Source organism: Sedimentitalea sp. (assembly GCF_039973035.1).
Lineage (GTDB): Bacteria > Pseudomonadota > Alphaproteobacteria > Rhodobacterales > Rhodobacteraceae > Sedimentitalea.
In genome coordinates, this window is sequence record NZ_JBDWLR010000032.1 from 21446 (window position 1) to 44451 (window position 23006).

Sequence of the window (23006 nt, forward strand, 5' to 3'; positions counted from 1 at the left end):
ATGACCATTCAGTTCAATGACGAAACCTTTCGCAACGATTATACGTTCCGCAACTCGGATTGGGCGATCAAACGCTTTCCGTTCCCGTTTCACGAAGACAGCTATATGTATTCGGTCAACATGGAGCAGCACCAGGGCGGACCCAAGGGTTCGATCTATGAAAAGCGTTTTGATGTCGACGAGCACTACCTGGCCGAGATGAAAGACCGCGCGCTGGTGCTGGCCGAAGACCCGCTGCGCTGCCAGTCCCTCCCGCATATGACGTTGGCAGGCTGGGACCTGCTGGAACTGATCATGGTCAGCAAATCCGAAGACTATCCGGATCTCTTTGAGCTGCACCGTGACGGCAACAACTGGCGCTGGATCAACAAGCCGATGGGCATCGACGACAGCTTTGTCTTTATGGACGAGGCGACGCTTCCCTATGGGCCGATGGAATACATCACCCGCCAGACGCAGGGTGACTTTGCGGTGTTGGATCAGCGCGACGACAACCTGTGGATGGATGCCGGCATGGTGACGACCCAGGCCGATTGGTCGCTGGATTTCGACATCGGCATGAACTTTTTTGAATGGCACGCGCCGGTGCCCAAAGCGCACGAGATGGGTATTTTTGTGCGCGCGCTGAAATTCCTGTTGAACATTCAACAAGGGATGCCCGCGCGACGGCTGAACTGGACGATGACGGTCAACCCGCTCTTGGATACCAGCCCTGAAAACTATCACAAATGGGGCATCCAGAAGACGACGCTGACACCAGAGAATGTTGGCGAAAAACAGCATCTGCGGGTGGAACTACAAACGTTCTTCCGGCTGCCACGCTCAAACGCGCTGGTGTTTCCGATCCGTTGCTACCTGATCGCTTTGCAGGACCTCACGACCGTTCCGAAATGGGGTCGCCGCCTGCATCGCGTGATCCGGGATTTGCCGGAAGAGCTAGCGACCTACAAAGGCTTCATCGACAACCGCCCGATGATCCTCGACTACTTGGCCAAGTTTGACGATGGCTTGCCCACGTCCGACGGCATCTGGCCGGATTTGGACAGCGAACCGCCTTTGAAAGCCTAGCCTCAGTTGGCTTGCGGGTAAGAGATTATCGAAAGGTAGCGGGCTGGAAGTTCACCGAGGATTTCCGGCCCATGCGGCGCATCGGCATCAAAAAACAGCGTATCACCGGGTTTCAGAGTGTAAACTTCGCTCCCGTGGCGATAGCCAAGCTCTCCCTCAAGCATATAGATCGTCTCGATCCCTTCGTGTTGGAACGTGGGAAACACATCGGACGCTTCAGTCAGCGTGATCAGGTAGGGTTCAACAACGACACCGCTGGCGTTCGATCCGATGTGACCCAGCAATTGGTATTGATGGCCAGCACGCGTGCCTTCGCGCTCCATTTCGACACCACGACCCGACTGGGTATGAACCGCGCCGCGCTTTTCTTCGAAGCGGCGTAAAAAGGCGGTCAGCGGTACGCTCAGAACGTGGGAAAGTGTCTGCAAGGTGGTCAGCGATGGCGAGGTATTGCCGTTCTCGATCTTGGAGAGCATTCCGATGGACAGACCCGTCGCCTTTGCAAGGTCTGCCACAGTCATGTTCTGTTGCTTGCGAAACGCCCGCACTTCGCGGCCGATCGCCACTTCGAGAACTTTTTCCCGCTCTTCTGTTACGCGGTGCGGGTCCTGGGACAAGGCTTTTGCAGTCATGATTGCGTCCGATTTCTTGCTCACTCTACCCAATACCTCCTAAGTTTCTGACAAGCGAATTTCCAGTGCATGAAATTTGCTTGATCAACACCTGCTATTCCTGTCAGGAAGATTGTAGTGAATGACAGTAATAACACAATCACTTTGGGGTTCTTGATCTTCCCCGGATTTCCGATGTCCTGCCTGACGTCGGCCATCGAACCCCTGCGCGCAGCCAACGAAATATCAGGGGTTCCGGCGTTTGCCTGGAAGTTGATCTCGGAATCCGGCGCCCGGGTGGAGTCGAGCGCGGCTGTCGGGTTCGATCCGGACCTGATGCTTGGCGATGCAACGGGGTTGGACTATCTGTTTCTGCTGTCAGGGCCTCGCGCGGTGTTTGACACGCCAAAGCCTTCCAACGGCCAGTTGCGCAATCTCAGCCGCCATGGTGTTCGCATCGGCGGTGTCAGCGGAGGGGTTTTTCCGCTCGCGCGTTCAGGTCTGTTGGATGGATACACCTGCAGTGTCCACTGGTGTTACGAGGCCGCATTCGCCGCAGAATTTCCGGACCACCGCATCGAAAGCGACGTGATCATCGTGGATCGCAACCGGCTGACCGCATCGGGGGCATCTGCCGTTTTTGATCTGATGCTTGGCCTCATCGACGAAAGACTCGGCGAGGATGTCATGACCGAAGTTGCCTGTTGGTTTCAGCATCCGCTGGTCCGCGGGCAAGGGGTACGCCAGAAGGTGCCGACCGTGCGCCGTGAAAGCACGTCAGACATGTTGCCGCCAGCGGTGAAGCATGCGGTGCAGGTGTTCACCGATCATATCGAAGACACCGTCAACGTTGATGACGTTGCACAGATCGTCGGCCTTTCGCCACGCCAGCTTGAACGCAAGTTCAAGGCGGCGACGGGTCAGAGCCCGTCACACTATTATCGAAACTTGCGGATGAACGCAGCGCGTCAGCTTGTTCTTTATTCAAACGACAGTATATCCAGCATCGCGCTGGCCGTGGGCTATGCGACCACGGCGCCAATGGTGCAACGCTATCGCGAGGCGTTTGGTATGACGCCACAGCAGGATCGACAGAAGATCAACCTGTTCCGCGTCGAAAAGAACCGGTCGATCCCGTCCTAGATTGCGCTGCGGGCGGCTGTGATCAGGGTGTGATGCAGGCTGCCCGCAGAGGATCGTGGGCCTAACACACTGAAATGCTCATCGGCGCGACAGATCAGGAAACAGCCAAGATGCTCCATTCGGTTACGGGTGGTTGTGTTCGCTGCCATGCTCCGCGTATCAGCGTTGCAAAGCAATTCCAGCGTATCGTGGCAGCGCGGGCCAACCAGATCAAAGCGCACCCAGCCATCGGTCTGTTCTGTGACCGAGCCAGCGGCTTGAACGGCTTCTTTTATCTGTGCCGCCAAGTCTTCGTGGCTGTGATGCGGGGCCTCGATCATCCACTGGTCGGGACCCGTCCAGAAGACATAGTACGGTGTGGCATCGGTACATTTCCCGACATCGGGCAATGCAGCGCCGAGTATAGCCTGAGCAGCCTTGCCGCTGTCCACCTCTTGCCCGAGGCGCCCGGCCAAGGACGCCAGCGCCCAATCCGGGCATTCCGAAATCACCAACCCGTCAAAGGTGTCGATCTGCGCGGATGTACCGCCAAGCGCTGTGAGTGCTATCATATCATGCACGGAGACGTTCCCCTTCTGGATCGACGAAATGCGCGGAAACGACTTCGACTTCGATATCGGTGCCGGTCAGCGGGCTGACCAGTCGCAAGGTTTCGCCCATGCGGCTGAGGCCACTCTTGAGAAACCCGATGCCGATCGAGCTATTGAGGATCGGCGAATAGGCGGCCGAGGTGACATAGCCCTGATCATGTGCGGCATCCACCGTGGTGCCCTGCTGCATCAGATGCCCACCGGCCGTCACCTTTTCGGCATTGTTCTTGGGCTTAAAGCCGACAAGGGCCAAGGCATCTTCGGTATTCAGCCCCTCGCGTTCTGACAGGGTGGAGCCGATAGAGTCTTTTTTCTTGGATACCATCCGGCCCATGCCGAGGTTCAGCGCAGTTGTCGTTCCGTTCAGTTCGTTGCCCGCCGCGTGGCCCTTTTCGATCCGCATGACGCCAAGCGCTTCGGTGCCATAGGGAACAACGTCGAATTCTTCGCCCGCCTGCATGATCCGGCGGATCAAAGCATCACCATAGCGTGTCGGCACAGCGATCTCGTAGGCCAGTTCGCCCGAAAACGAAATTCGGAACAGCCGCGCCCGCAGGCCGCCGCAAACTGTGATTTCACCGCAGGCCATGAAGGGAAAGCCTTCGTTGGACATGTCGAACTCGGGATCGACGATCTTTTCCAGCAGTTTACGCGCGTTTAGCCCCGCCACGGCATATTGAGCCCAGGCTTCGGTGGTCGAGATCAACTGCACATCAAGGTCAGGCCAGAGGCACTGACGCACGAACTCCATATGGCGGTACACGGAGACCGCGTTTGCCGTTGTGGTTGTCATCACGAAATGATCTTCGGCCAATCGTGCGGTGGTACCATCATCCATTGCGATGCCATCCTCGCGCAGCATCAGACCATAGCGTGTCTTGCCCACGGCAAGTTTGGCAAACCCGTTTGCATAAACCTTGTTCAGGAACTCTGCGGCATCGGTGCCCTGCACGTCGATCTTGCCCAAGGTTGTCACGTCACACACCCCGACCGAACCCCGCACGGCGCGTACTTCGCGATCAACGCTTTCGCGCCAGGTGGTTTCGCCGGGGCGCGGAAACCACTGCGCACGCAGCCAGTTACCGACTTCGACAAAGACCGCGCCTTGCTCGACGGCCCATTTGTGGCTGGGCGTCTCGCGGACCGGGTGAAAATGCTTGCCGCGCGACCGGCCACCAAAGGCCCCCATCGCAACGGGCGTGTAAGGTGGGCGAAAGATTGTCGTGCCGACCTCGGGGATCGACTTGCCTGCAAGTTCGGCCATGATCGCAAGCCCGCCCATGTTTGACGTCTTGCCCTGATCCGTGGCCATGCCAAGCGTGGTATAGCGTTTCAGATGTTCGACCGAGCGGAAATTTTCCTGATGCGCCAGCTTTACGTCCTTGACGGTCACATCGTTCTGCTGATCCAACCAGGCGCGGCCCTTGCCTTCGCCGACATACCAGAATGGTTGCAGGTTTACGGGTGCATCTTCTGCCTTGGGCAGAGTGATTGCGCGGGCCTTGATGCCGATATCACGCAATGCGGCGGCGGCTTCTTTGGAGCCGGTGCCAAGCGCCGCATGGGTCGAGAATTCACCACTCGCGGCACCCGCAACGCTCTGACCTGTCGGCAAGTCGCCGCCCGGAACGAATGCAGCAATCGCCTCGTTCCAGACAGGGCGCCCGCGTTGATGGCACGTCAGATGCACGTTCGGGTTCCAGCCACCGGATACGCCAAGCGCGCCGCATTCGATGGTGCGTTCGGAGCGGTCAGCCAGCCGCAGCTTGACAAACGACAGCCCCAGACGGCCCGACGTGTCCACGACCTGTGCGCCCGACAATAGCTCGCAATCGGCGATGCGTGGTGCATCGGCGCGAGTGTCGATGACGGCGGCGACGGTGACACCTTTGGCCATCAGATCAACTGCGGTGCGGTGGCCGTCATCATTGTTGGTAAAGATCGCGACCTTCTTTGCCGGTGTCGCAGCCCAACGATTGACATAGGCACGCATCGCTCCTGCCAGCATGATGCCGGGGCGGTCGTTGTTCTCAAAGGAGATCGGGCGCTCGATGGCACCGGCGCACAGCAGGGTCCGCTTGGCGTAGATGCGCCACAGAATTTGCCGCGGTTTGCCGGCGGCAGGAGTTGCCAGATGATCCGAAACCCGCTCGACCGCGCCTTGAATGCCATGATCAAACGCGCCGATCACGGTCGTGCGGGTCATGCAGCGGACATTGGGCAGGGATTGTAGCTCTGCCAAGGTGGCCGCGACCCAATCAGGGCCAGAGTTATCGCCAATGGCAAAGGTTTCGGCATTCAGGCGGCCGCCAAAGGCGAAATCTTCGTCTGCAAGGATCACCCGCGCACCCGCACGTCCTGCTGTCAGCGCCGCTGCCAGCCCCGATGGACCGGCGCCGACGATCAGAAGATCGCAATGCAAGAAGCCCTTGTCGTACTGATCGGGATCTTCTTGCAACGATAACGATCCTAGGCCGGCGGCCTTGCGGATGATCGGCTCATAGAGCTTTTCCCAGAAGGCAGCAGGCCACATGAAGGTCTTGTAGTAGAATCCAGCGGTCAGGAAATTCGAGAATCGGTCGTTGATCGCCATGGCATCGAATTTCAGGGATGGCCAGCGGTTCTGGCTGTTCGCTTCCAACCCATCGAAAAGCTCTGCGGTGGTGGCGCGTGTGTTCGGCTCTTGCCGTGCGCCGCTGCGCAACTCGACCAGTGCGTTCGGTTCTTCGCTGCCAGAGGTCAGGACTCCACGCGGGCGGTGATATTTGAATGACCGGCCCATCAGCCGTACGCCGTTGGCCAGCAGAGCCGAGGCCAGCGTATCGCCGGGATATCCCTGGTATTTCTTGCTATCAAAGGTGAAATTGATCGTCCGGCCAGTGTTGATCTGGCCACCATCAAGCCTGTTTATCTGGCTCATTTGCCACGCCCCTTGCTGCGGGCCACGTCGCGGGCCATTTCGACGGATGTGATTTCGTGGGTCACCGTGTTGCGCGTCACCAACAGCCAACTGCGGTCGCCAACTTCGTGAAACCACAATTCACGGTGGAGACCGGCCGGGTTGTCGCGCTGATAGAGATAGTCGTGGAATTGATCGGCGGCATCGTCGGCCTGCCAGTCCGGGCGATCGATCAGAGATGCATCACCCAAATAGGTGAACTCTTGCGAGTCGCGGAGGCCAAGAAGGGGATGGTCAATAAGCATGTCTCAGCACCTCAATGCAGGTTGGGCTGTGCGCCCATGCCTTTTTCGTCGATCATGTAACCACGACGGAACCGGTCAAAGCGGTAGGCGGTGGCAACCTCGTGTGGCTTGCCGGTGGCGAGCAGATGCGCATAGCACATGCCCGACGCCGGAGTGGCCTTGAACCCGCCATAGCACCAGCCACCGTTGAAATAGAGGCCGTCGATATGGGTGGCGTCGATGATCGGTGAACCATCCATCGACATGTCCATGATGCCGCCCCACATCCGTAGAAGGCGCGCGCGCCCGAGGGCTGGGATCAGCGCCATGCCACTTTCGCAGACGTCCTCGACGACGGGCAGATTGCCGCGCTGGGCGTAGGAGTTGTACCCATCGATGTCGCCACCGAACACCAAACCACCCTTGTCGGACTGGCTGCAATAAAAGTGACCAGCGCCAAAGGTGATAACGCCGGGCAGCACCGGTTTCAGCCCTTCAGAGACAAAGGCCTGCAAGACGTGGCTTTCGATTGGAAGACGCATGTCGGCCATCGCCATCAGGCGACCGGATGAGCCGGCCACACAGGCCGCCACCTTTCCCGCGCCGATGAAACCGCGCGAGGTTTCGACACCTTTGCAGACGCCGTTCTCGACACGAAAGCCGGTCACTTCGCAATTCTGTATGATATCAACGCCGTGGCTGTCCGCGCCGCGCGCATAGCCCCAGGCGACCGCGTCATGACGGACCGTCCCACCCCGATGCTGTGCCAATCCGCCTTTGATCGGAAAGCGCGCATTGTTGAAATCAAGGAACGGATACCGCGCACGGATCTGATCGACACTGAGAAGGTCGGCATCTGCTCCATTCAGGATCATTGCATTGCCGCGCCGCACAAAGGCGTCGCGCTGCGCGTCGCTGTGGATCAGGTTCAGGATGCCGCGCTGGCTGACCATCGCGTTGTAATTCAGCTCTTGCTCCAGACCTTCCCAGAGCTTCAGCGACATTTCATAGAACGGCTCGTTGCCATCGAGAAGATAGTTGGAGCGGATGATCGTCGTGTTTCGGCCCACGTTGCCGCCGCCGATCCAGCCCTTTTCCAGTACCGCGATGCGTTTCTTGCCAAAATGCTTGGCGAGATAATAAGCCGTTGCCAAACCATGTCCGCCACCGCCGATGATGACATAGTCATAATGCGCCTGCGGTTCGGGATCGCGCCAGGCGGGTTTCCAGCCCTTATGACCCGTCAGGGCCTCCTTGATCACCCGCAAACCTGAATATCTCATCGCGACCTCGCTCAATTGCGACACCACGATGCAGCATTCCATCAGCAAATAAGAGTCTGGGATCGGACAAGAACCACGTCAAATGCGACATTGGTCAATTCGGTCGCCGCACTTCTGCCGCCCTGCAAGGATGCTCTGCGCTTGGTTTTCCTGTCAGGGAGGTTCCGCGGGATTGGCTCGTCTGGGAATAAGGGGAGGCCGGTTTCAGCCTCTTGGGGATACTCGGTCGAACCTAGAGCGCTTCGATCTTGTTCTGTATCATCTAACGCTGTCTGAAATCCTAGATTTCACCGTGTTAGATGATGGGTAAGGGTTCTAGTTATAGTCGACACGCAGTATGTGCCACCACTCGCCTTCCCATTCCTAGCGAAGGATCGAGCCGTAGCACGAGATGGTTCTTCAACCGTCTAGAATGCGAAGTTCACACCAACCTTGATCGAGTGATAGTCTGGCGTCGCGGAGGTTGTGTTTCCTGCAGCATCGGAAAGCTCAACTTTTCCGAAGTTGCCGTACTGATACTCTGATCGGATCGACCATTGATCGCTTAGGGCGCGTTCGATCCCGATGCCAACCACATAGCCCGTCTCGGTCACATCTTCTGAAATCGATACCGGGCCAGCGGCTCCAGTGCCAGAAACAGCATAGTCAAAATCACCTCTCGCGACGCCTGCAAACCCATAGACGAGTGTTCGCTCGTCCAAGGTGCGTCCCATATTGAGACGGAGATTAACCGTGTTATTCAGGTCCATCGAAGCATTATAGCCCGCGCCAGAGGTATCCGAGCCAACCGATCCACCTTCCACGCCAAGCTCCACGCCGACCACGTAGGTATCAAACCTCCACCTATACCCAAGATGGATGTCAGCGATGCCGCCGTCGTTTGACAGGGTGCCGATATCGAAACTGGGGGCGTTTCCACGCAGACCGACGCGATCATCTCCCTCAAAGGCATATCCAATGCTGGCACCCACATAGAAGCCATCGAACAGCGCTGAGCTGTTTGGATTTGACGAGGGCGGCACAGTAACGACCGGGTCATCGCCGACCGGCGCAATATTGCCCGCATAAGCCGCGCCCCCGACCATGAGCACACTCACACACGTTGCCTTCAGAATTGAATTCATACCGCTTATCATTCTGGTTCCGCCCTATAACATGATCTGCATTGTTAAATGTTCTTACTGGTCGTCTCTGCCTAGGAAGCTGGCATTCTTTTCCTCATATCAAACCCGCATATTTCCGTTTGCAACGGTATGCAAGTTTGCGAGCCTGAGCTTTGGCGCGGATTTGCGCCACGTCTCAACCGCCCTCACGCCTTACACCGATGGTTTTTAAGGTGCCTGCTCATCTTGTTGCCGCTTGACCCGGGAGCGTACCCTAGGATCCGGATAAGTCCAACGGTCTTGCCTCTGGGCCACTGAAATCTGCGCGGGACTTTGCCAAATTTTGAACACTATGCCCGCGTTGGCCATGTCGGAGGCGGTTATACCATTATAATTGCTGAACGATGATGCGCGATCTTGTCTATGCCGTAAGCGCTGCGGTGTTGGAAGTCGCCTCGAGGCATTGTCATCGTAACGCCAAGATTGCCGCAACGGATGCTAGGTGTATAAAAATGGGATGGCCGACTGTTCCGAGTGTGCAAATTTTTGCTTAGAGGATCGGCCATAGTTTCAGCTGTCGATGCCTCATCGGATGGGCTCCGTGCGGTGGGGCAGTTCGCGAGAACAAGATAAGGGGATCCCCTTAGAATCGTAACGTGCTGATTTTTGAGGGTTGATTTTGGTGCCCAGGAGAGGACTCGAACCTCCACGTCCTTGCGAACACTAGCACCTGAAGCTAGCGCGTCTACCATTCCGCCACCTGGGCAGGTGTCGTGAGGGGAGCCTTTAAGTGGCGGAGCGGGGGGTGTCAATTGGAAATTTCGAAAACCCTCGGGAACGCCAATTTGCGCGCGTGTCGCATCGTCGATACCTGCCTTGGGTCCAGTTTCCGGAACGCGCGGCATTTTTGCGCCTTGTTTGCATGAGTTCGGGGCGGTAGATCCGATGAGACCCAACCTGCAGGGAGCGCTGGCATGTCCAAACTGGTCACAATCTTTGGCGGATCCGGATTTGTGGGGCGGTATATCGCGCGCCACCTTGCGCAAGAGGGTTGGCGCGTTCGGGTCGCGGTAAGGCGTCCGAACGAGGCGATATTCGTGCGTCCCTATGGCGTTGTCGGGCAGGTTGAACCGATATTGTGCAACATTCGCAGCGACGGCTCGGTGGCTGCGGCCATGCAGGGCGCCGACGCGGTTGTGAACTGCGTAGGGATACTGAACGAATCCGGCAAGAACAGTTTTGAGGCAATTCAGACCGAGGGCGCCGAACGCGTCGCGCGCATCGCTGCCGGGCAGGGAATCGCGCGCATGGTTCAGCTGTCAGCCATCGGGGCCGATGCGGAGTCAGATAGCGACTACAGCCGGTCCAAGGGACTTGGGGAAGCTGCCGTTCTTAAGTTCATGCCGGATGCCGTGATCCTGCGGCCTTCGGTCATCTTCGGTGCGGAGGATCAGTTCTTTAATCGGTTTGCCGGTATGGCCCGGATGGGTCCGATCCTGCCGATTGCGGCGGGAGATACGCGGTTTCAGCCCGTTTACGTTGACGACGTTGCCAAGGCCGCCGTCAAGGCGGTGACCGGAGATGCTGCGCCGGGGGTCTATGAACTGGGCGGGCCAGAGATCAAGACGATGCGTGCGTTGATTGCGCAGATGCTTGACGTCATCAGCCGGCGCCGCGTTGTGGTGAACATGCCATTCTGGATGGCGGGGATCATGGCATTCAGTTTTGACATGCTTCAGGCTGCGTCTTTCGGCCTGATCAGCAACGGTGTGCTGACACGCGATCAGCTACGCAATCTTCGCCGTGACAATGTTGTTGCCGATGATGCCAAGGGGTTTGCCGACCTTGATATTGCGCCGGTCGCGATGGAGTCGGTCCTGCCCGAGTATCTGTGGCGCTTTCGGCCGTCTGGCCAGTATGACGCGCTTCAGAAGTCAGCCAGCAACCTGCGGACTTGAGTCACTGTAGGCATAGATCAGCAGCGCGATCCCCAAAATGATCCGATAGATCACGTAAGGTGTAAAACTGACGCTGCGCAGCAGTCGCATCATCAGAGTAAGCGCCAGTAAAGCGGCGAAAAAGGCGAACGCAGCGGCGATGGCCCCATCGCGCATGACCGCGGTGTTGGCGTCCAAGGCGACTTCGGCACCCAACAGGATGCCCGATGCCGCAATTGTTGGTATCGACATCAACATCGCGAGTTTCGCAGCATCTTCACGGGCATAGCCAAGGCGGCGCGCTCCGGTGATGGTAATGCCTGACCTTGAGGTTCCAGGGATCAGGGAAACGGCCTGCCACAGGCCCATGATCAGCGCGTCTTTCAGCGGCCAACTGGTTGCGGTCTTTTGTTGTGTCCCTGTCTGATCGGCCCAGTAGAGAACGATGCCAAAGATCAACATGGTCCAACCGATCACGGCGACTGACCTGAGTACGTCACTGAGCCCGGTGAAATGAAGGACGGCTCCGACCAGTATGACTGGTATCGTGGCGATGATCAGGCCTAGTGCGAGTGCTGCGCCCGGAGTATCGACCTTGCCTGTCAGTAGGCGTGGCAGGCCCAGCAAGCCAACTTTGACGTCGCTCCAGAAGTAGACAACCACCGCGCCAAGCGTTCCAACATGAACGGCGACATCAATCAATTGACCCTGATCCTGCATACCGGTCAGGCCGGGCAAGAGAATCAGGTGACCGGACGAAGAAACCGGCAAAAACTCTGTCAGGCCCTGAATTAGGGCAACAAGGAGCAGTTGAAACAGGGGCATGGTATCGTTCGGCCAAAGACATGAAGCGTTGCACCGATACGTATAAGTGCTTTAGAATAATAAGAAAGATAAAATATAGGTCCGGTATGTTGCCTAATTTAGAGGCTGCTTGCATCAATATCCGGCAGAGCAGTGACAAAGCCTTGTATTTAGGTCAGTAATTCTGACTTTTAATCATTCTGCAAGTCGCTTAAAGACGTTCTCAACCAAGGTATCATGGAGATCTCGCTGTGGCAAAGCAACCAATGCTGAAATTCGTTCAGATCGATCGGGATATGCCGGCCAAACGTGACGCGGGCAAGCGGCGCGAGGATTTTGACGAGATCTATGCCGAGTATGCAGATGCCAAGGCCAAGGAACAGTCAAGCCGGTGCAGCCAGTGCGGTGTACCCTATTGTCAGAGCCATTGTCCGCTGCACAACAACATCCCTGATTGGTTGCGTTTGACAGCAGAGGGCCGGTTGCAAGAAGCCTACGAAGTCAGTCAGGCGACCAACACCTTCCCCGAGATCTGTGGGCGTATCTGTCCGCAGGATCGGTTGTGCGAAGGCAATTGTGTGATCGAACAGTCCGGACATGGGACCGTGACCATCGGCGCTGTCGAAAAGTACATCACCGATACAGCATGGGAAAATGGCTGGGTGCAGCCGATTTCGCCTGCGCAGGAACGGACTGAAAGCGTCGGGATCATCGGTGGCGGCCCGGGTGGCCTCGCGGCAGCGGATGTGCTGCGCAGGGCCGGTGTTCAGGTGACCGTCTATGACCGTCATGACCGTGCAGGCGGTTTGCTGACCTATGGCATCCCGGGCTTCAAGCTTGAGAAAGACGTGGTGATGCGCCGGAACGAACAGCTTGAACAAGGCGGTGTAACGTTCCGGCTGGGCTGTGCCGTGGGTGAGGATATTTCCTTTGAAGAGATTCGGGCGCAGCATGATGCGGTCATCATTGCCACGGGTGTCTATAAATCCCGCGATCTGGCAATGCCCGGAAGTGGATTGCAGGGTATCGAAAAGGCCATTGATTTCCTGACGGTGAGCAACCGCAAGAGTTTTGGCGACACGGTCGAAGATTTCGAGTCCGGCAAGCTGAATGCCCAAGGCAAACGGGTTGTCGTGATCGGTGGCGGTGATACGGCAATGGATTGTGTCCGCACCAGCATTCGCCAAGGCGCCACCAGCGTCAAATGCCTGTATCGCCGGGACCGGGCCAACATGCCGGGAAGCCAGCGCGAGGTGGCGAACGCCGAGGAAGAGGGCGTCATCTTTGAATGGCTCAGCGCACCAAAAGGATTTGCCGGTGACGATGCGGTAACAGGTGTGATGGTCCAGAAAATGCGCCTTGGCGCGCCCGATGCCAGTGGCCGGCAATCTCCGGAAGTCATCGAAGGTGCCGATTACGTCGAAGACGCTGATCTGGTAATCAAGGCGCTCGGCTTTGAGCCGGAAGACCTGCCGACGCTCTGGGAGCAACCGGAACTTGCGGTTACCCGGTGGGGCACCGTTCGGGCCGAATTCACAACCGGCGAAACCGCGCTGGACGGGGTCTATGCCATTGGTGATATCGTGCGTGGCGCGTCGCTGGTGGTTTGGGCCATTCGAGACGGGCGTGATTGTGCAGACGCCGTTCTCAAGCGTCTGAATTCAGGCGCGGCGGCTATCGCCGCTGAGTGAACTGTAAGGGTGCGGATTGCGATCAGCCCAAGGGGTGATCGCTGCCTACGTCGATCGCAATAGATGGACAAAAAAATTGACGGCCAATGGTCAAATTGTCTGACCTACCCAGTTAACATACAAGGTAAACAACGTGAGCTACAGAACGGAGTACAGGGTGCGTCGATCAGCGGTCAGAACGACCGCTGTTGCCGCATTCTCAACTGTCGTTTCGGGTGTAGCAAGCGCCGCGAATTCGGCCGATACGATTACAGTTCCAGCGGGTTGCGAAGCAGTCGTCACTATTGAAAAGGAAAGCTGTGTCGCCACGACGGTGCTCGACTGCGGGACCCATTTCGAAGAGCGCAGCTTTCTGAACGGAGAATTGCACGAGACCCATATTTTCACCAAGGAATGGGCTTTCTCAGGTTATTCACTGAGGGACGGACTGCAGACCGTCGATATTGCATTTGACGAGGGCCACTCAATCACTCTGGCCAATCTGGTGGCGAACGGGACTGCAACCACCGCTCGCAGTGCACAGATCGGAACCGGGCGTTTGAAAGATCTCGAATACCGTCTGACTTCAGAGGCGACCTTGACCGGAGAAACAGTCGAACTCGACGGTTACCCGTTTCAAACAGGCACGCTGCGACGCAGTTTCGAGCGCATAAGCGGCTCGAATGTTCTTGATTTTGAGTTTGAGATCCTGGTGTCAAGCGACCTGGACCTTTTCATTGAAGGCGCATATTCGCGCCAGAACAAGACGAGCGACCCGGAGACACTGGACCAAACGCCAATCTCACTGAAGTTTCCCGACGAACTTGGCTTTTTGGCTTTGAGGCTGGGGGAGGCTTGCAATGGCTGAATTAGAAGGGCGTTGTATGTGTGGTGCGGTGACGGTTCGCGCCACGGCGGGCGCCCCGATCTTGCGTGCCTGTCATTGCGATATGTGCCGCAGATGGACCAGCAGCATGTTCATGACGGTGCCGACCGATCCCGAAACGATCAAGGTTGAAGGACCGGTCCGGACCTATTGCTCGTCCGAATGGGCAGAACGCGCGTTCTGTGAAACTTGCGGATCGGCGATCTGGTACAAGACTGTCGACGACCAAGTTCGAAATCTGGCCGCCGGACTGTTTGACAACGCCGCTGGCAACACAATGAAGCTGGAATTTTATGCTGACAGAATCCCAACGGGCTATGCGCTGAGCGGTGATCACCGTCGGCTGAGCGAAGCCGAATGTCTGGAGCTGTTCGCACCTAAGGATGAAGCGGGGGAGCAATCATGAGCGTTTCAACAACGGGCGGCTGTATGTGCGGCGCGGTGCGTTATACCCTGAAGCAGGCGCCGGATCACATTGGTGCCTGTCATTGCGGCATGTGCCGGAAATTCAGTGGTGGGATCGAACTCGGACTGGACGTGCCGCTTGACGGGATTGTCTGGGAGGGTGAGGATTCCATCCGGATCTACAAATCCAGCGAATGGGCCGAACGTGGTTTCTGCGGAACCTGCGGGTCGAGCCTGTTCTACCGGATCCAGCCGGGCGATATTCTGCCTGAGGGCATGATGAGCCTGTCTGCAGGATCGCTGGATGACATCGGCGACCTGCCGTTGACGCAAGAGGTTTATATCGACTGCAAACCCGATGGCTATGCCTTTGCAGGCAGTCGCAAGCAACTGACAGAACAGGACGTACTCGATTCGGTATCGGCCCCAGAACAAGGAAGCAATCCATGACCAAATATGATGAAAACTGGGCCCGGGCCGAAGCCGAAAAGCGTAAGTGGATGGCCGAGAACGGACTGTATTCCGAAAGTGAAGAGCATTCGTCTTGTGGTGTCGGTCTTGTGGTGTCGATTGATGGCTCCAAGAGCCGTCAGGTGGTCGAATCCGGGATTAAGGCGCTCAAGGCGATCTGGCACCGGGGCGCGGTGGATGCGGATGGCAAAACCGGCGATGGTGCTGGCATTCACGTACAGATCCCTGTGCCGTTCTTTTACGACCAGATCGAACGCACTGGCCACGAGCCGCACCACGACAAGCTGATCGCCGTCGGACAGGTCTTTTTGCCGCGCACAGATTTTGGGGCGCAGGAGAAATGCCGCACAATCGTCGAAACCGAAATTCTGCGCATGGGCTATTACATCTATGGCTGGCGGCACGTGCCGGTCGATGTGACCTGTCTGGGAGAGAAGGCGAACGCGACGCGGCCTGAGATCGAGCAAATCATTCTGTCAAACATCAAGGGCGTCGACGAAGAGACCTTTGAGCGCGAGCTCTATGTGATCCGGCGACGGATCGAAAAGGCGGCGCTTGCGGCTGGGATTGGCGATCTGTATCTCGCCTCGCTGTCCTGCCGGTCGATCATCTACAAGGGCATGATGCTGGCCGAACAGGTTGCGGAATTCTATCCCGATCTGATGGACGAACGGTTTGAAAGCGCGTTTGCGATCTATCACCAGCGTTATTCAACCAACACCTTCCCGCAATGGTGGCTGGCACAGCCGTTCCGGATGCTGGCCCATAACGGCGAGATCAACACGCTGAAGGGCAACATGAACTGGATGCGGAGTCACGAGATCCGCATGGCAAGTTCGGCGTTTGGCGACATGGCCGAGGACATCAAACCGATCATCGCCAACGGGTCATCGGATTCCGCGGCGCTGGATTCGGTTTTCGAAGTGCTGGTGCGTGCTGGACGGTCGGCGCCAATGGCTAAAACTATGCTGGTGCCCGAGAGCTGGTCCAAGCAGGCGGTCGAACTGCCGCAGGCGTGGCGCGATATGTATTCCTATTGCAACAGCGTGATGGAGCCATGGGACGGCCCCGCCGCGCTGGCGATGACCGATGGGCGCTGGGTCTGTGCGGGCCTGGACCGGAACGGCTTGCGGCCCATGCGGTACGTGGTGACCGGAGACGGGCTGGTGATCGCCGGATCCGAGGCGGGGATGGTGCCGATTGACGAGGCAACTGTGCGCGAAAAAGGCGCGCTGGGCCCGGGTCAGTTGCTGGCCGTGGATATGAAGAAGGGCAAGCTCTATCGCGACCAGCAGATCAAGGACAAGATGGCCAAAGCGCTGCCCTTCGGTGAATGGGTTGGCAAGATCAACGATGCTGATGAGGCATTGCTCGGCGTTCAGGAAGCGCCGCTGTTCGATGGGGCCGAGTTGCGCAAGCGTCAGATCGCGGCTGGATATTCGATTGAGGAACTTGAGCAAATCCTGTCGCCAATGGCCGAGGATGGCAAAGAGGCGCTTGCCAGCATGGGCGATGATACGCCAAGCGCGGTTCTGTCCAAACAATACCGCCCGCTGAGCCATTTCTTTCGCCAGAATTTCAGCCAGGTGACCAACCCGCCGATCGACTCGCTGCGCGAGTATCGGGTGATGAGCCTGAAAACGCGGTTCGGCAATCTCAAGAACGTCTTGGACGAAGACAGCAGCCAGACCGAGATCGTGGTTCTAGAGAGCCCCTTTGTCGGCAATTCCCAATGGGGCAAGCTGGTAGAGCAGTTCAACGCTCCCTTTGTCGAGATCGATTGTTCGTTCGAGGCAGGGCCGGGCGCATTGAACGCTGGTCTGGGCCGGATCCGGTCCGAAGCCGAAGACGCCGTTCGGTCCGGTGCCGGGCATATCGTGCTGACCGATCAGTTCTCTGGTCCGGGCAAGGTCGCGATGCCGATGATCCTCGCAACCAGCGCGGTACACAGCCACCTGACACGCAACGGGTTGCGGACATTCTGTTCGCTGAACGTGCGCAGTGCCGAGTGTATCGATCCGCATTATTTCGCGGTGCTGATCGGGTGCGGCGCGACGGTGGTCAATGCCTATCTGGCCGAAGATTCTCTGGCTGACCGGTTGCGGCGCGGCCTGCTCGACGGGTCGCTGACCGAGGCGGTGGCGCGGTATCGCGAGGCAATCGATCAAGGCCTGTTGAAAATCATGGCCAAGATGGGAATCTCGGTGATTTCCTCCTATCGCGGCGGGCTGAACTTTGAGGCTGTGGGACTTTCACGCGCCATGTGCGCCGAGTATTTCCCCGGCATGATCAGCCGAATTTCCGGCATCGGTATCCACGGTATTCAGCACAAGGCCGAAGAGGTCCACGCACGCGGCTGGGAATCCGGTCAGGACGTGCTGCCCATTGGCGGTTTCTATAAGGCGCGCAAATCTGGCGAGAGTCACGCTTGGGAAGCGTCAACCATGCACATGCTCCAGATGGCATGCAACAAGGCGTCGTTTGAGCTGTGGAAACAGTATTCCGCGAGGATGCGGAGCAATCCGCCGATCCATTTGCGCGATTTGCTGGACATCAAACCGCTGAACAAACCGGTGCCGATCGAAGAGGTCGAAAGCATCACCTCGATCCGCAAACGGTTCGTGACACCGGGCATGTCGCTTGGCGCGCTTAGCCCCGAGGCGCACAAGACCCTTAACGTCGCGATGAACCGGATCGGTGCCAAGTCGGATTCCGGCGAGGGCGGAGAAGATCCGGCGCATTTCGTGCCCGAACCAAACGGCGACAATCCGTCAGCCAAGATCAAGCAGGTGGCCAGCGGCCGTTTTGGCGTGACCGCCGAATATCTGAACCAGTGCGAAGAACTTGAGATCAAGGTCGCGCAAGGCGCCAAGCCGGGCGAAGGCGGTCAGTTACCGGGAATGAAGGTCACGGACCTGATCGCGCGCTTGCGGCATTCAACCAAGGGCGTGACGCTGATCAGCCCGCCGCCGCACCACGATATCTATAGCATCGAGGATCTGGCGCAGCTGATCTATGACCTCAAGCAGATCAACCCGCGCTGCAAGGTGACGGTGAAGCTGGTGGCCAGTTCTGGGGTTGGCACCATCGCCGCCGGTGTGGCCAAGGCCAAGGCGGACGTGATCCTGATTTCCGGCCACAATGGCGGCACCGGGGCCAGCCCTGCAACCAGCATCAAATATGCCGGTCTGCCGTGGGAGATGGGTTTGACCGAGGCGCATCAGGTTCTTGCTATGAACAAGTTGCGCGAACGGGTGACGCTGCGCACCGATGGCGGTTTGCGCACCGGGCGCGACATCGTGATCGCAGCGATGCTGGGGGCCGAGGAATATGGCATCGGCACAGCGGCGTTGATTGCGATGGGCTGTATCATGGTGCGTCAGTGCCAATCCAACACCTGTCCGGTGGGTGTCTGCACGCAGGACGAAGCGTTGCGGGACAAGTTCACCGGAACTGCGGACAAGGTGGTGAACCTGATCACCTTCTACGCGCAGGAAGTACGGGAGTTGCTCGCCAGCATCGGCGCGCGGTCGTTGGATGACGTAATCGGCCGGGCTGACTTGCTGAGCCAGGTAAGCCGGGGCAACGCGCATCTGGACGATCTGGATCTGAACCCGCTGTTGATCACCGTCGATGGCGCATCCGACATCGTGTACAATCGCGACAAGGAGCGCAACGCGGTGCCCGACACTCTGGACGCTGAGATCGTGCGTGACGCGGCGCGGTTCCTGCGCGACGGCGAAAAGATGCAGTTGTCCTATGCGGTGCAGAACACCCACCGTACCGTCGGCACCCGCACCAGCAGCCATATCGTGCGCAATTTCGGGATGCGCAACGCGTTCCAGTCCGATCATCTGACGGTGAAACTGCAAGGGTCGGCGGGGCAGTCGTTGGGGGCGTTCGCCGCGCCGGGGCTCAAGCTCGAGGTTTCGGGCGACGCCAATGACTATGTCGGCAAAGGTCTGTCCGGAGGCACAATTGTCGTTCGGCCTCCGCAGGTGAGCCAGTTGCCGGCGGATGAAAACACCATCATTGGCAACACGGTCCTTTACGGCGCGACCGACGGGTACCTGTTTGCGGCGGGCCGCGCGGGTGAACGGTTTGCGGTGCGCAACAGTGGCGCCAAGGTTGTCATCGAAGGCTGTGGGTCCAACGGGTGTGAATACATGACCGGCGGGATCGCGGTGATCCTTGGCACGATCGGCGCAAACTTTGGCGCAGGCATGACCGGCGGCATGGCTTATCTCTACGATCCGGATGGGGCGTCACAATCGCTGATGAACACGGAAACGTTGGTGACATGTCCGGTGACTGTGCCGCATTGGGAAACCCAGTTGGAAGAGTTGATCGAACGCCATGCAGCAGAGACCGGAAGCCGCAAGGCCGCCGACATCCTGCAACACTGGGATATCGAGAAATCGCATTTCCTGCAGGTCTGCCCGAAAGAGATGTTGAACCACCTGCCAGCGCCGCTGAGTCTTGAAGCAACTGCAGTGCCTGCAGAGTAAGTTGCGCATTTGAAAATGAAAACGGCGCCGAAATCGAGTTCGGCGCCGTTTTTCGTTTCAGAGGGTATTTACAGCGAAATCCATGCCGCGTTGCGGGCCGAGGACCGAACACAGGCGTCAACGAATTGCACACCACGCAACCCGTCCAGAATGGTCGGGTAAACAACGTCCGGGCCGGGTTCCTTGCCATCGCGCCGGGCCGTGATCGCCTCTGCGGCCTCGCTGTAGATATTGGCGAATCCTTCAAGATAGCCCTCGGGATGACCCGGCGGAACGCGGCTGAGACGCGCGGCGGCATCACCGGCCCCTGCCCCGTTGCGGGTGATCAACTGTTTGGGCTGCCCGAACGGTGTGAACCAAAGATAGTTGGGATCTTCCTGCGCCCACTCCAATCCGCCCTTGTCGCCATAGAGGCGGATCTTCAGCGCATTTTCATTTCCCGGTGCGACTTGGCTGGACCAGAGCATCCCCTTGGCCCCACCCTTGAAACGCAGCATGACATGCGCATTGTCATCGACCTGCCGACCGGGAACAAAGGCGTCGAGATCGGCGGCGAGGCTGTCGGGCTCCAAACCGGTGACAAAACAAGCGAGGTTGAAGGCGTGCGTACCTATGTCTCCGGTCGAGCCGCCAGCACCGGAACGCGCCGGGTCAGTGCGCCATTCTGCCTGTTTGAAATCCTGTTCAGTGGTGAGCCAATCCTGCGGATATTCCGCCTGCACAACGCGAATGTTGCCGATATCGCCGGCCGCGATCATCGCCCGCGCCTGACGTATCATCGGATAGCCCGTGTAGTTATGCGTCAGGATGAACAGCGCGTCCGAGGATTCCGCCGCTTTGACTAACTTTTTCGCATCGGCCAGCGTAGAGGTTAGGGGCTTGTCACAGATCACGTGAATGCCGCGTTTCAGGAATTCACGTGCGGCGGCGTAATGCACGTGGTTGGGGGTAACGATGGAAACCGCCTCAATCCCGTTTTTCAGGCGTGCCTCGCGGATCGCCATCTGCTTAAAATCGTCATAAACGCGCGGCAGGTTCAGCGCCTCGCCAGAGGCGCGGGATTTTTCCGGCGTCGACGACAGCGCTCCCGCCATCAGTTCAAAGCGGTCGTCGATGCGCGATGCGATGCGGTGGACGCCGCCGATAAAGGCGTCGTTCCCTCCGCCCACCATGCCCAATCTGATGCGTGTCATGTCAGGAAATCCCCAACATCTTACGGTTCGCCGCCTCGTCCGTGCCACCATCGGCAAAGTCATCAAAGGCGCGTTCCGTGACCCGGATGATGTGATCGCTGACAAATGCCGCTCCTTCGCGGGCACCGTCCTCGGGGTGTTTCAGACAGCATTCCCATTCGACAACGGCCCATCCGTCAAAATCATTGGCGGCCATTTTCGAGAAGATTGCACCAAAATCGACTTGCCCATCGCCAAGGCTGCGGAACCGTCCGGCGCGATTGACCCAGGGCTGATAGCCGGAATAGACCCCCTGGCGACCGGTGGGATTAAACTCGGCATCCTTGACGTGGAACATTTTGATCCGGTCTTTGTAGATGTCGATATTGTCGAGGTAATCCAGACATTGCAGCACGTAATGCGACGGATCATACAGCATGTTGCAGCGTGCATGATTGTCGACACGCTCAAGAAACATCTCGAATGTCACACCGTCATGCAGGTCTTCTCCGGGGTGGATTTCATAGCAGACATCGACGCCGTTATCCTCGGCATGGTCCAGAATTGGCCGCCAGCGGCTGGCGAGTTCGTCAAACGCCGTTTCGATTAGGCCCGCCGGGCGTTGTGGCCAAGGATAAATATAGGGCCAGGCCAGCGCGCCCGAAAAGGTCACGTGTTTGTCGATGCCCAGATTGGCCGAGGCGGTGATTGCCTTTTTAACCTGATCCACGGCCCATTCCTGGCGGGCTGCAGGGTTGCCATGCACGCTTGGATCGGCAAAGCCGTCAAAGGCGCTGTCATAGGCTGGATGCACCGCGACCAACTGTCCCTGAAGGTGGGTCGACAAATCAGTGACTTCGATGCCGTTGTCGGCCGCTTGCCCTTTGAAGTCATCACAATATGTTTTGCTGTCCGCCGCTTGCGCGAGGTCGAAGAGCCTCGCATCCCAGCTAGGCACCTGCACGCCCTTGTAACCGCAATCTGCAGCCCATTTCGTGATCCCGTCCCACGAGTTGAACGGCGCCTCGTCGTCCGCGAATTGCGCCAGAAACAGCGCTGGTCCCTTGATGGTTTTCATGATTGATCCTCCCAAATCAGCGCCGCGTCAGTGCGGCATGTTTTCCTTAAGGTAGATGTCGATGCGGATACGTTCCTGCGCGAGGTTGATCGGCATGTTGTCACTGTTCGCGCGCATGATGCGCACGGCGCTGCGCACAAGATGACCGCAGTCCTGACTGATCACCGCATCAAACTCACCCGCCCTCAATGCCGCTCGTGACAATGGTGTCAGTTCATGGGCGATGACCACGGGACGCAGGGTCGGCTTCCACTTGCGGAACGCGCGCAAGAGCCCCTCGTTCCCTGCTGCGGAAGAATAGATGCCGATCACATCAGGGGTGCTGCCTAACGCTTGGGGCACCAGTTCTTCGATCAAGTCGGGATCATCCCGCCCTTCAAGTGAGGCAAGCACCTCAAGGTTTGGAAAATCGCGGGCCATGACCTCGTCAAAACCAAGCCGGCGTTCCAGATGGTCGCGGGCCAGCATTGAACCGGTCAGCACCGCGATCTTGCCTTGCGTATTGCCAAGAAACCGCCCGAGAAGCTGGGCCGCGGTGCGCCCGGCGGCGACGTTGTCCAGACCGACGTAATAATCGCGTTCGGAACTGGGGACATCGGCAACCAGCGATACCACCGTCACGCCATTGGCCTTTAGATGCGCGATGGAATCACGCACCGATGGGGTTTCCGGACCAAAGATGGCGACGCCATCGACCTGCGAGGCGTCGATTGCCTTGATCGCCTCGGCCAATGCAATCGGGTCAAAGGCGGTGACGCGGGTACAGGACAGCTTGGTCCGTTCACGGCGCAGGCTCGCATTCAGTTCCCCGATCTGCGCCTCCATCATCTGAATGAACTCGTTGCTGTTGGAAGGCAGGATAAATGTAAAGTTGTAGACCCGCCCGCGCGCCAGATTGGCCGCCGCCGTGTCGCGGACATAACCAAGTTCGGCAATTGCCTTGTTTACCTTTTGAACGGTTGTCTGTCGTACGCCGGGGCGGGCGTTCAATACACGGTCAACGGTCGCGAGGCTGACCTCGGCGACACGCGCAATGTCGTTGATCGTCGGATTTGCGAGGCGGTCAGGCGAGGGCTTCATGGGTTCTTATTGTC

18 protein-coding genes and 1 tRNA gene are annotated in these 23006 nt (G+C 58.1%); 8 read left to right on the plus strand and 11 right to left on the minus strand.

What is annotated here, in order from left to right; genetic code table 11:
• Entirely contained in the window at positions 1-1068 is a 1068-nt protein-coding gene (locus tag ABJO75_RS07510) for a DUF3445 domain-containing protein (RefSeq protein WP_348125746.1), read from the plus strand.
• Between the two features lie 2 nt (positions 1069-1070).
• Here the strand turns inward: ABJO75_RS07510 and ABJO75_RS07515 are convergent, their stop codons facing one another.
• Entirely contained in the window at positions 1071-1700 is a 630-nt protein-coding gene (locus ABJO75_RS07515; RefSeq protein WP_348125749.1) for an XRE family transcriptional regulator, read from the minus strand.
• A 117-nt stretch (positions 1701-1817) separates the two neighbouring features.
• On the opposite strand from ABJO75_RS07515, the gene ABJO75_RS07520 reads away from it, so the two are divergent.
• A complete protein-coding gene (locus ABJO75_RS07520) occupies positions 1818-2822 on the plus strand; it encodes a GlxA family transcriptional regulator (protein WP_348125751.1) in 1005 nt (334 codons plus the stop codon).
• On the opposite strand, the gene ABJO75_RS07525 is transcribed toward ABJO75_RS07520, so the two are convergent.
• The 6 genes from ABJO75_RS07525 to ABJO75_RS07550 all read right to left on the minus strand — a co-directional run bounded on the left by ABJO75_RS07525 (position 2819) and on the right by ABJO75_RS07550 (position 9747).
• Complete coding sequence (locus ABJO75_RS07525) at positions 2819-3373, minus strand: sarcosine oxidase, gamma subunit (RefSeq protein WP_348125820.1); 555 nt, start codon at positions 3371-3373, stop codon at positions 2819-2821. The genes ABJO75_RS07520 and ABJO75_RS07525 overlap by 4 nt on opposite strands.
• Before the next feature lies 1 nt (position 3374).
• Positions 3375-6332: a sarcosine oxidase subunit alpha family protein gene (locus ABJO75_RS07530; protein WP_348125753.1), complete on the minus strand. Its 2958-nt coding sequence runs from the start codon at positions 6330-6332 to the stop codon at positions 3375-3377.
• Positions 6329-6616, minus strand: a complete 288-nt coding sequence (locus tag ABJO75_RS07535; protein WP_348125755.1) for a sarcosine oxidase subunit delta — start codon at positions 6614-6616, stop codon at positions 6329-6331. The genes ABJO75_RS07530 and ABJO75_RS07535 overlap by 4 nt, the downstream gene beginning before the upstream one ends.
• 11 nt (positions 6617-6627) lie before the next feature.
• Entirely contained in the window at positions 6628-7878 is a 1251-nt protein-coding gene (locus ABJO75_RS07540; RefSeq protein ID WP_348125757.1) for a sarcosine oxidase subunit beta family protein, read from the minus strand.
• Positions 7879-8285: 407 nt separating this feature from the next.
• Positions 8286-8975, minus strand: a complete 690-nt coding sequence (locus ABJO75_RS07545) for an outer membrane beta-barrel protein (RefSeq protein ID WP_348125759.1) — start codon at positions 8973-8975, stop codon at positions 8286-8288.
• 686 nt (positions 8976-9661) lie between these two features.
• Positions 9662-9747, minus strand: a tRNA-Leu gene (locus ABJO75_RS07550).
• A 208-nt stretch (positions 9748-9955) separates the two neighbouring features.
• On the opposite strand from ABJO75_RS07550, the gene ABJO75_RS07555 reads away from it, so the two are divergent.
• Positions 9956-10939 (plus strand): complex I NDUFA9 subunit family protein, encoded by a 984-nt coding sequence (locus ABJO75_RS07555; RefSeq protein WP_348125761.1) that lies wholly within the window; start codon positions 9956-9958, stop codon positions 10937-10939.
• Here the strand turns inward: ABJO75_RS07555 and ABJO75_RS07560 are convergent.
• Complete coding sequence (locus tag ABJO75_RS07560) at positions 10916-11743, minus strand: undecaprenyl-diphosphate phosphatase (RefSeq protein WP_348125762.1); 828 nt, start codon at positions 11741-11743, stop codon at positions 10916-10918. The two genes, ABJO75_RS07555 and ABJO75_RS07560, sit on opposite strands and share 24 nt — an antisense overlap.
• A 230-nt stretch (positions 11744-11973) precedes the next feature.
• Here ABJO75_RS07560 and ABJO75_RS07565 point away from each other — a divergent pair, with 230 nt between their 5' ends.
• From ABJO75_RS07565 to gltB, 5 genes are all read left to right on the plus strand, one after another.
• Positions 11974-13413, plus strand: a complete 1440-nt coding sequence (locus ABJO75_RS07565; protein ID WP_348125765.1) for an NAD(P)-dependent oxidoreductase — start codon at positions 11974-11976, stop codon at positions 13411-13413.
• A gap of 133 nt (positions 13414-13546) precedes the next feature.
• Positions 13547-14260 carry a hypothetical protein gene (locus tag ABJO75_RS07570; protein WP_348125767.1) on the plus strand — a complete coding sequence of 238 codons (714 nt, stop codon included), beginning with the start codon at positions 13547-13549 and terminating at the stop codon, positions 14258-14260.
• The gene (locus ABJO75_RS07575; protein WP_348125768.1) at positions 14253-14684 is read left to right on the plus strand and encodes a GFA family protein; all 432 of its coding nucleotides are present in this window, start codon (positions 14253-14255) and stop codon (positions 14682-14684) included. The genes ABJO75_RS07570 and ABJO75_RS07575 overlap by 8 nt, the downstream gene beginning before the upstream one ends.
• Positions 14681-15133, plus strand: a complete 453-nt coding sequence (locus ABJO75_RS07580; RefSeq protein ID WP_348125771.1) for a GFA family protein — start codon at positions 14681-14683, stop codon at positions 15131-15133. Before ABJO75_RS07575 ends, ABJO75_RS07580 begins: the two co-directional genes overlap by 4 nt.
• Positions 15130-19662, plus strand: a complete 4533-nt coding sequence (gene gltB, locus ABJO75_RS07585) for a glutamate synthase large subunit (protein WP_348125773.1) — start codon at positions 15130-15132, stop codon at positions 19660-19662. Before ABJO75_RS07580 ends, gltB begins: the two co-directional genes overlap by 4 nt.
• A gap of 68 nt (positions 19663-19730) precedes the next feature.
• Here the strand turns inward: gltB and ABJO75_RS07590 are convergent, their stop codons facing one another.
• Genes ABJO75_RS07590 through ABJO75_RS07600 form a run of 3 tightly spaced genes read right to left on the minus strand, consistent with a single transcriptional unit; the run spans position 19731 to position 22992 of the window.
• Positions 19731-20855 (minus strand): Gfo/Idh/MocA family oxidoreductase, encoded by a 1125-nt coding sequence (locus ABJO75_RS07590; protein ID WP_348125775.1) that lies wholly within the window; start codon positions 20853-20855, stop codon positions 19731-19733.
• Position 20856: 1 nt separating this feature from the next.
• On the minus strand, positions 20857-21912 hold the full coding sequence (locus tag ABJO75_RS07595) for a sugar phosphate isomerase/epimerase family protein (RefSeq protein WP_348125777.1): 1056 nt from the start codon (positions 21910-21912) through the stop codon (positions 20857-20859).
• A 27-nt stretch (positions 21913-21939) separates the two neighbouring features.
• On the minus strand, positions 21940-22992 hold the full coding sequence (locus ABJO75_RS07600) for a LacI family DNA-binding transcriptional regulator (RefSeq protein ID WP_348125778.1): 1053 nt from the start codon (positions 22990-22992) through the stop codon (positions 21940-21942).
• Between the last annotated feature and the right edge of the window lie 14 nt (positions 22993-23006).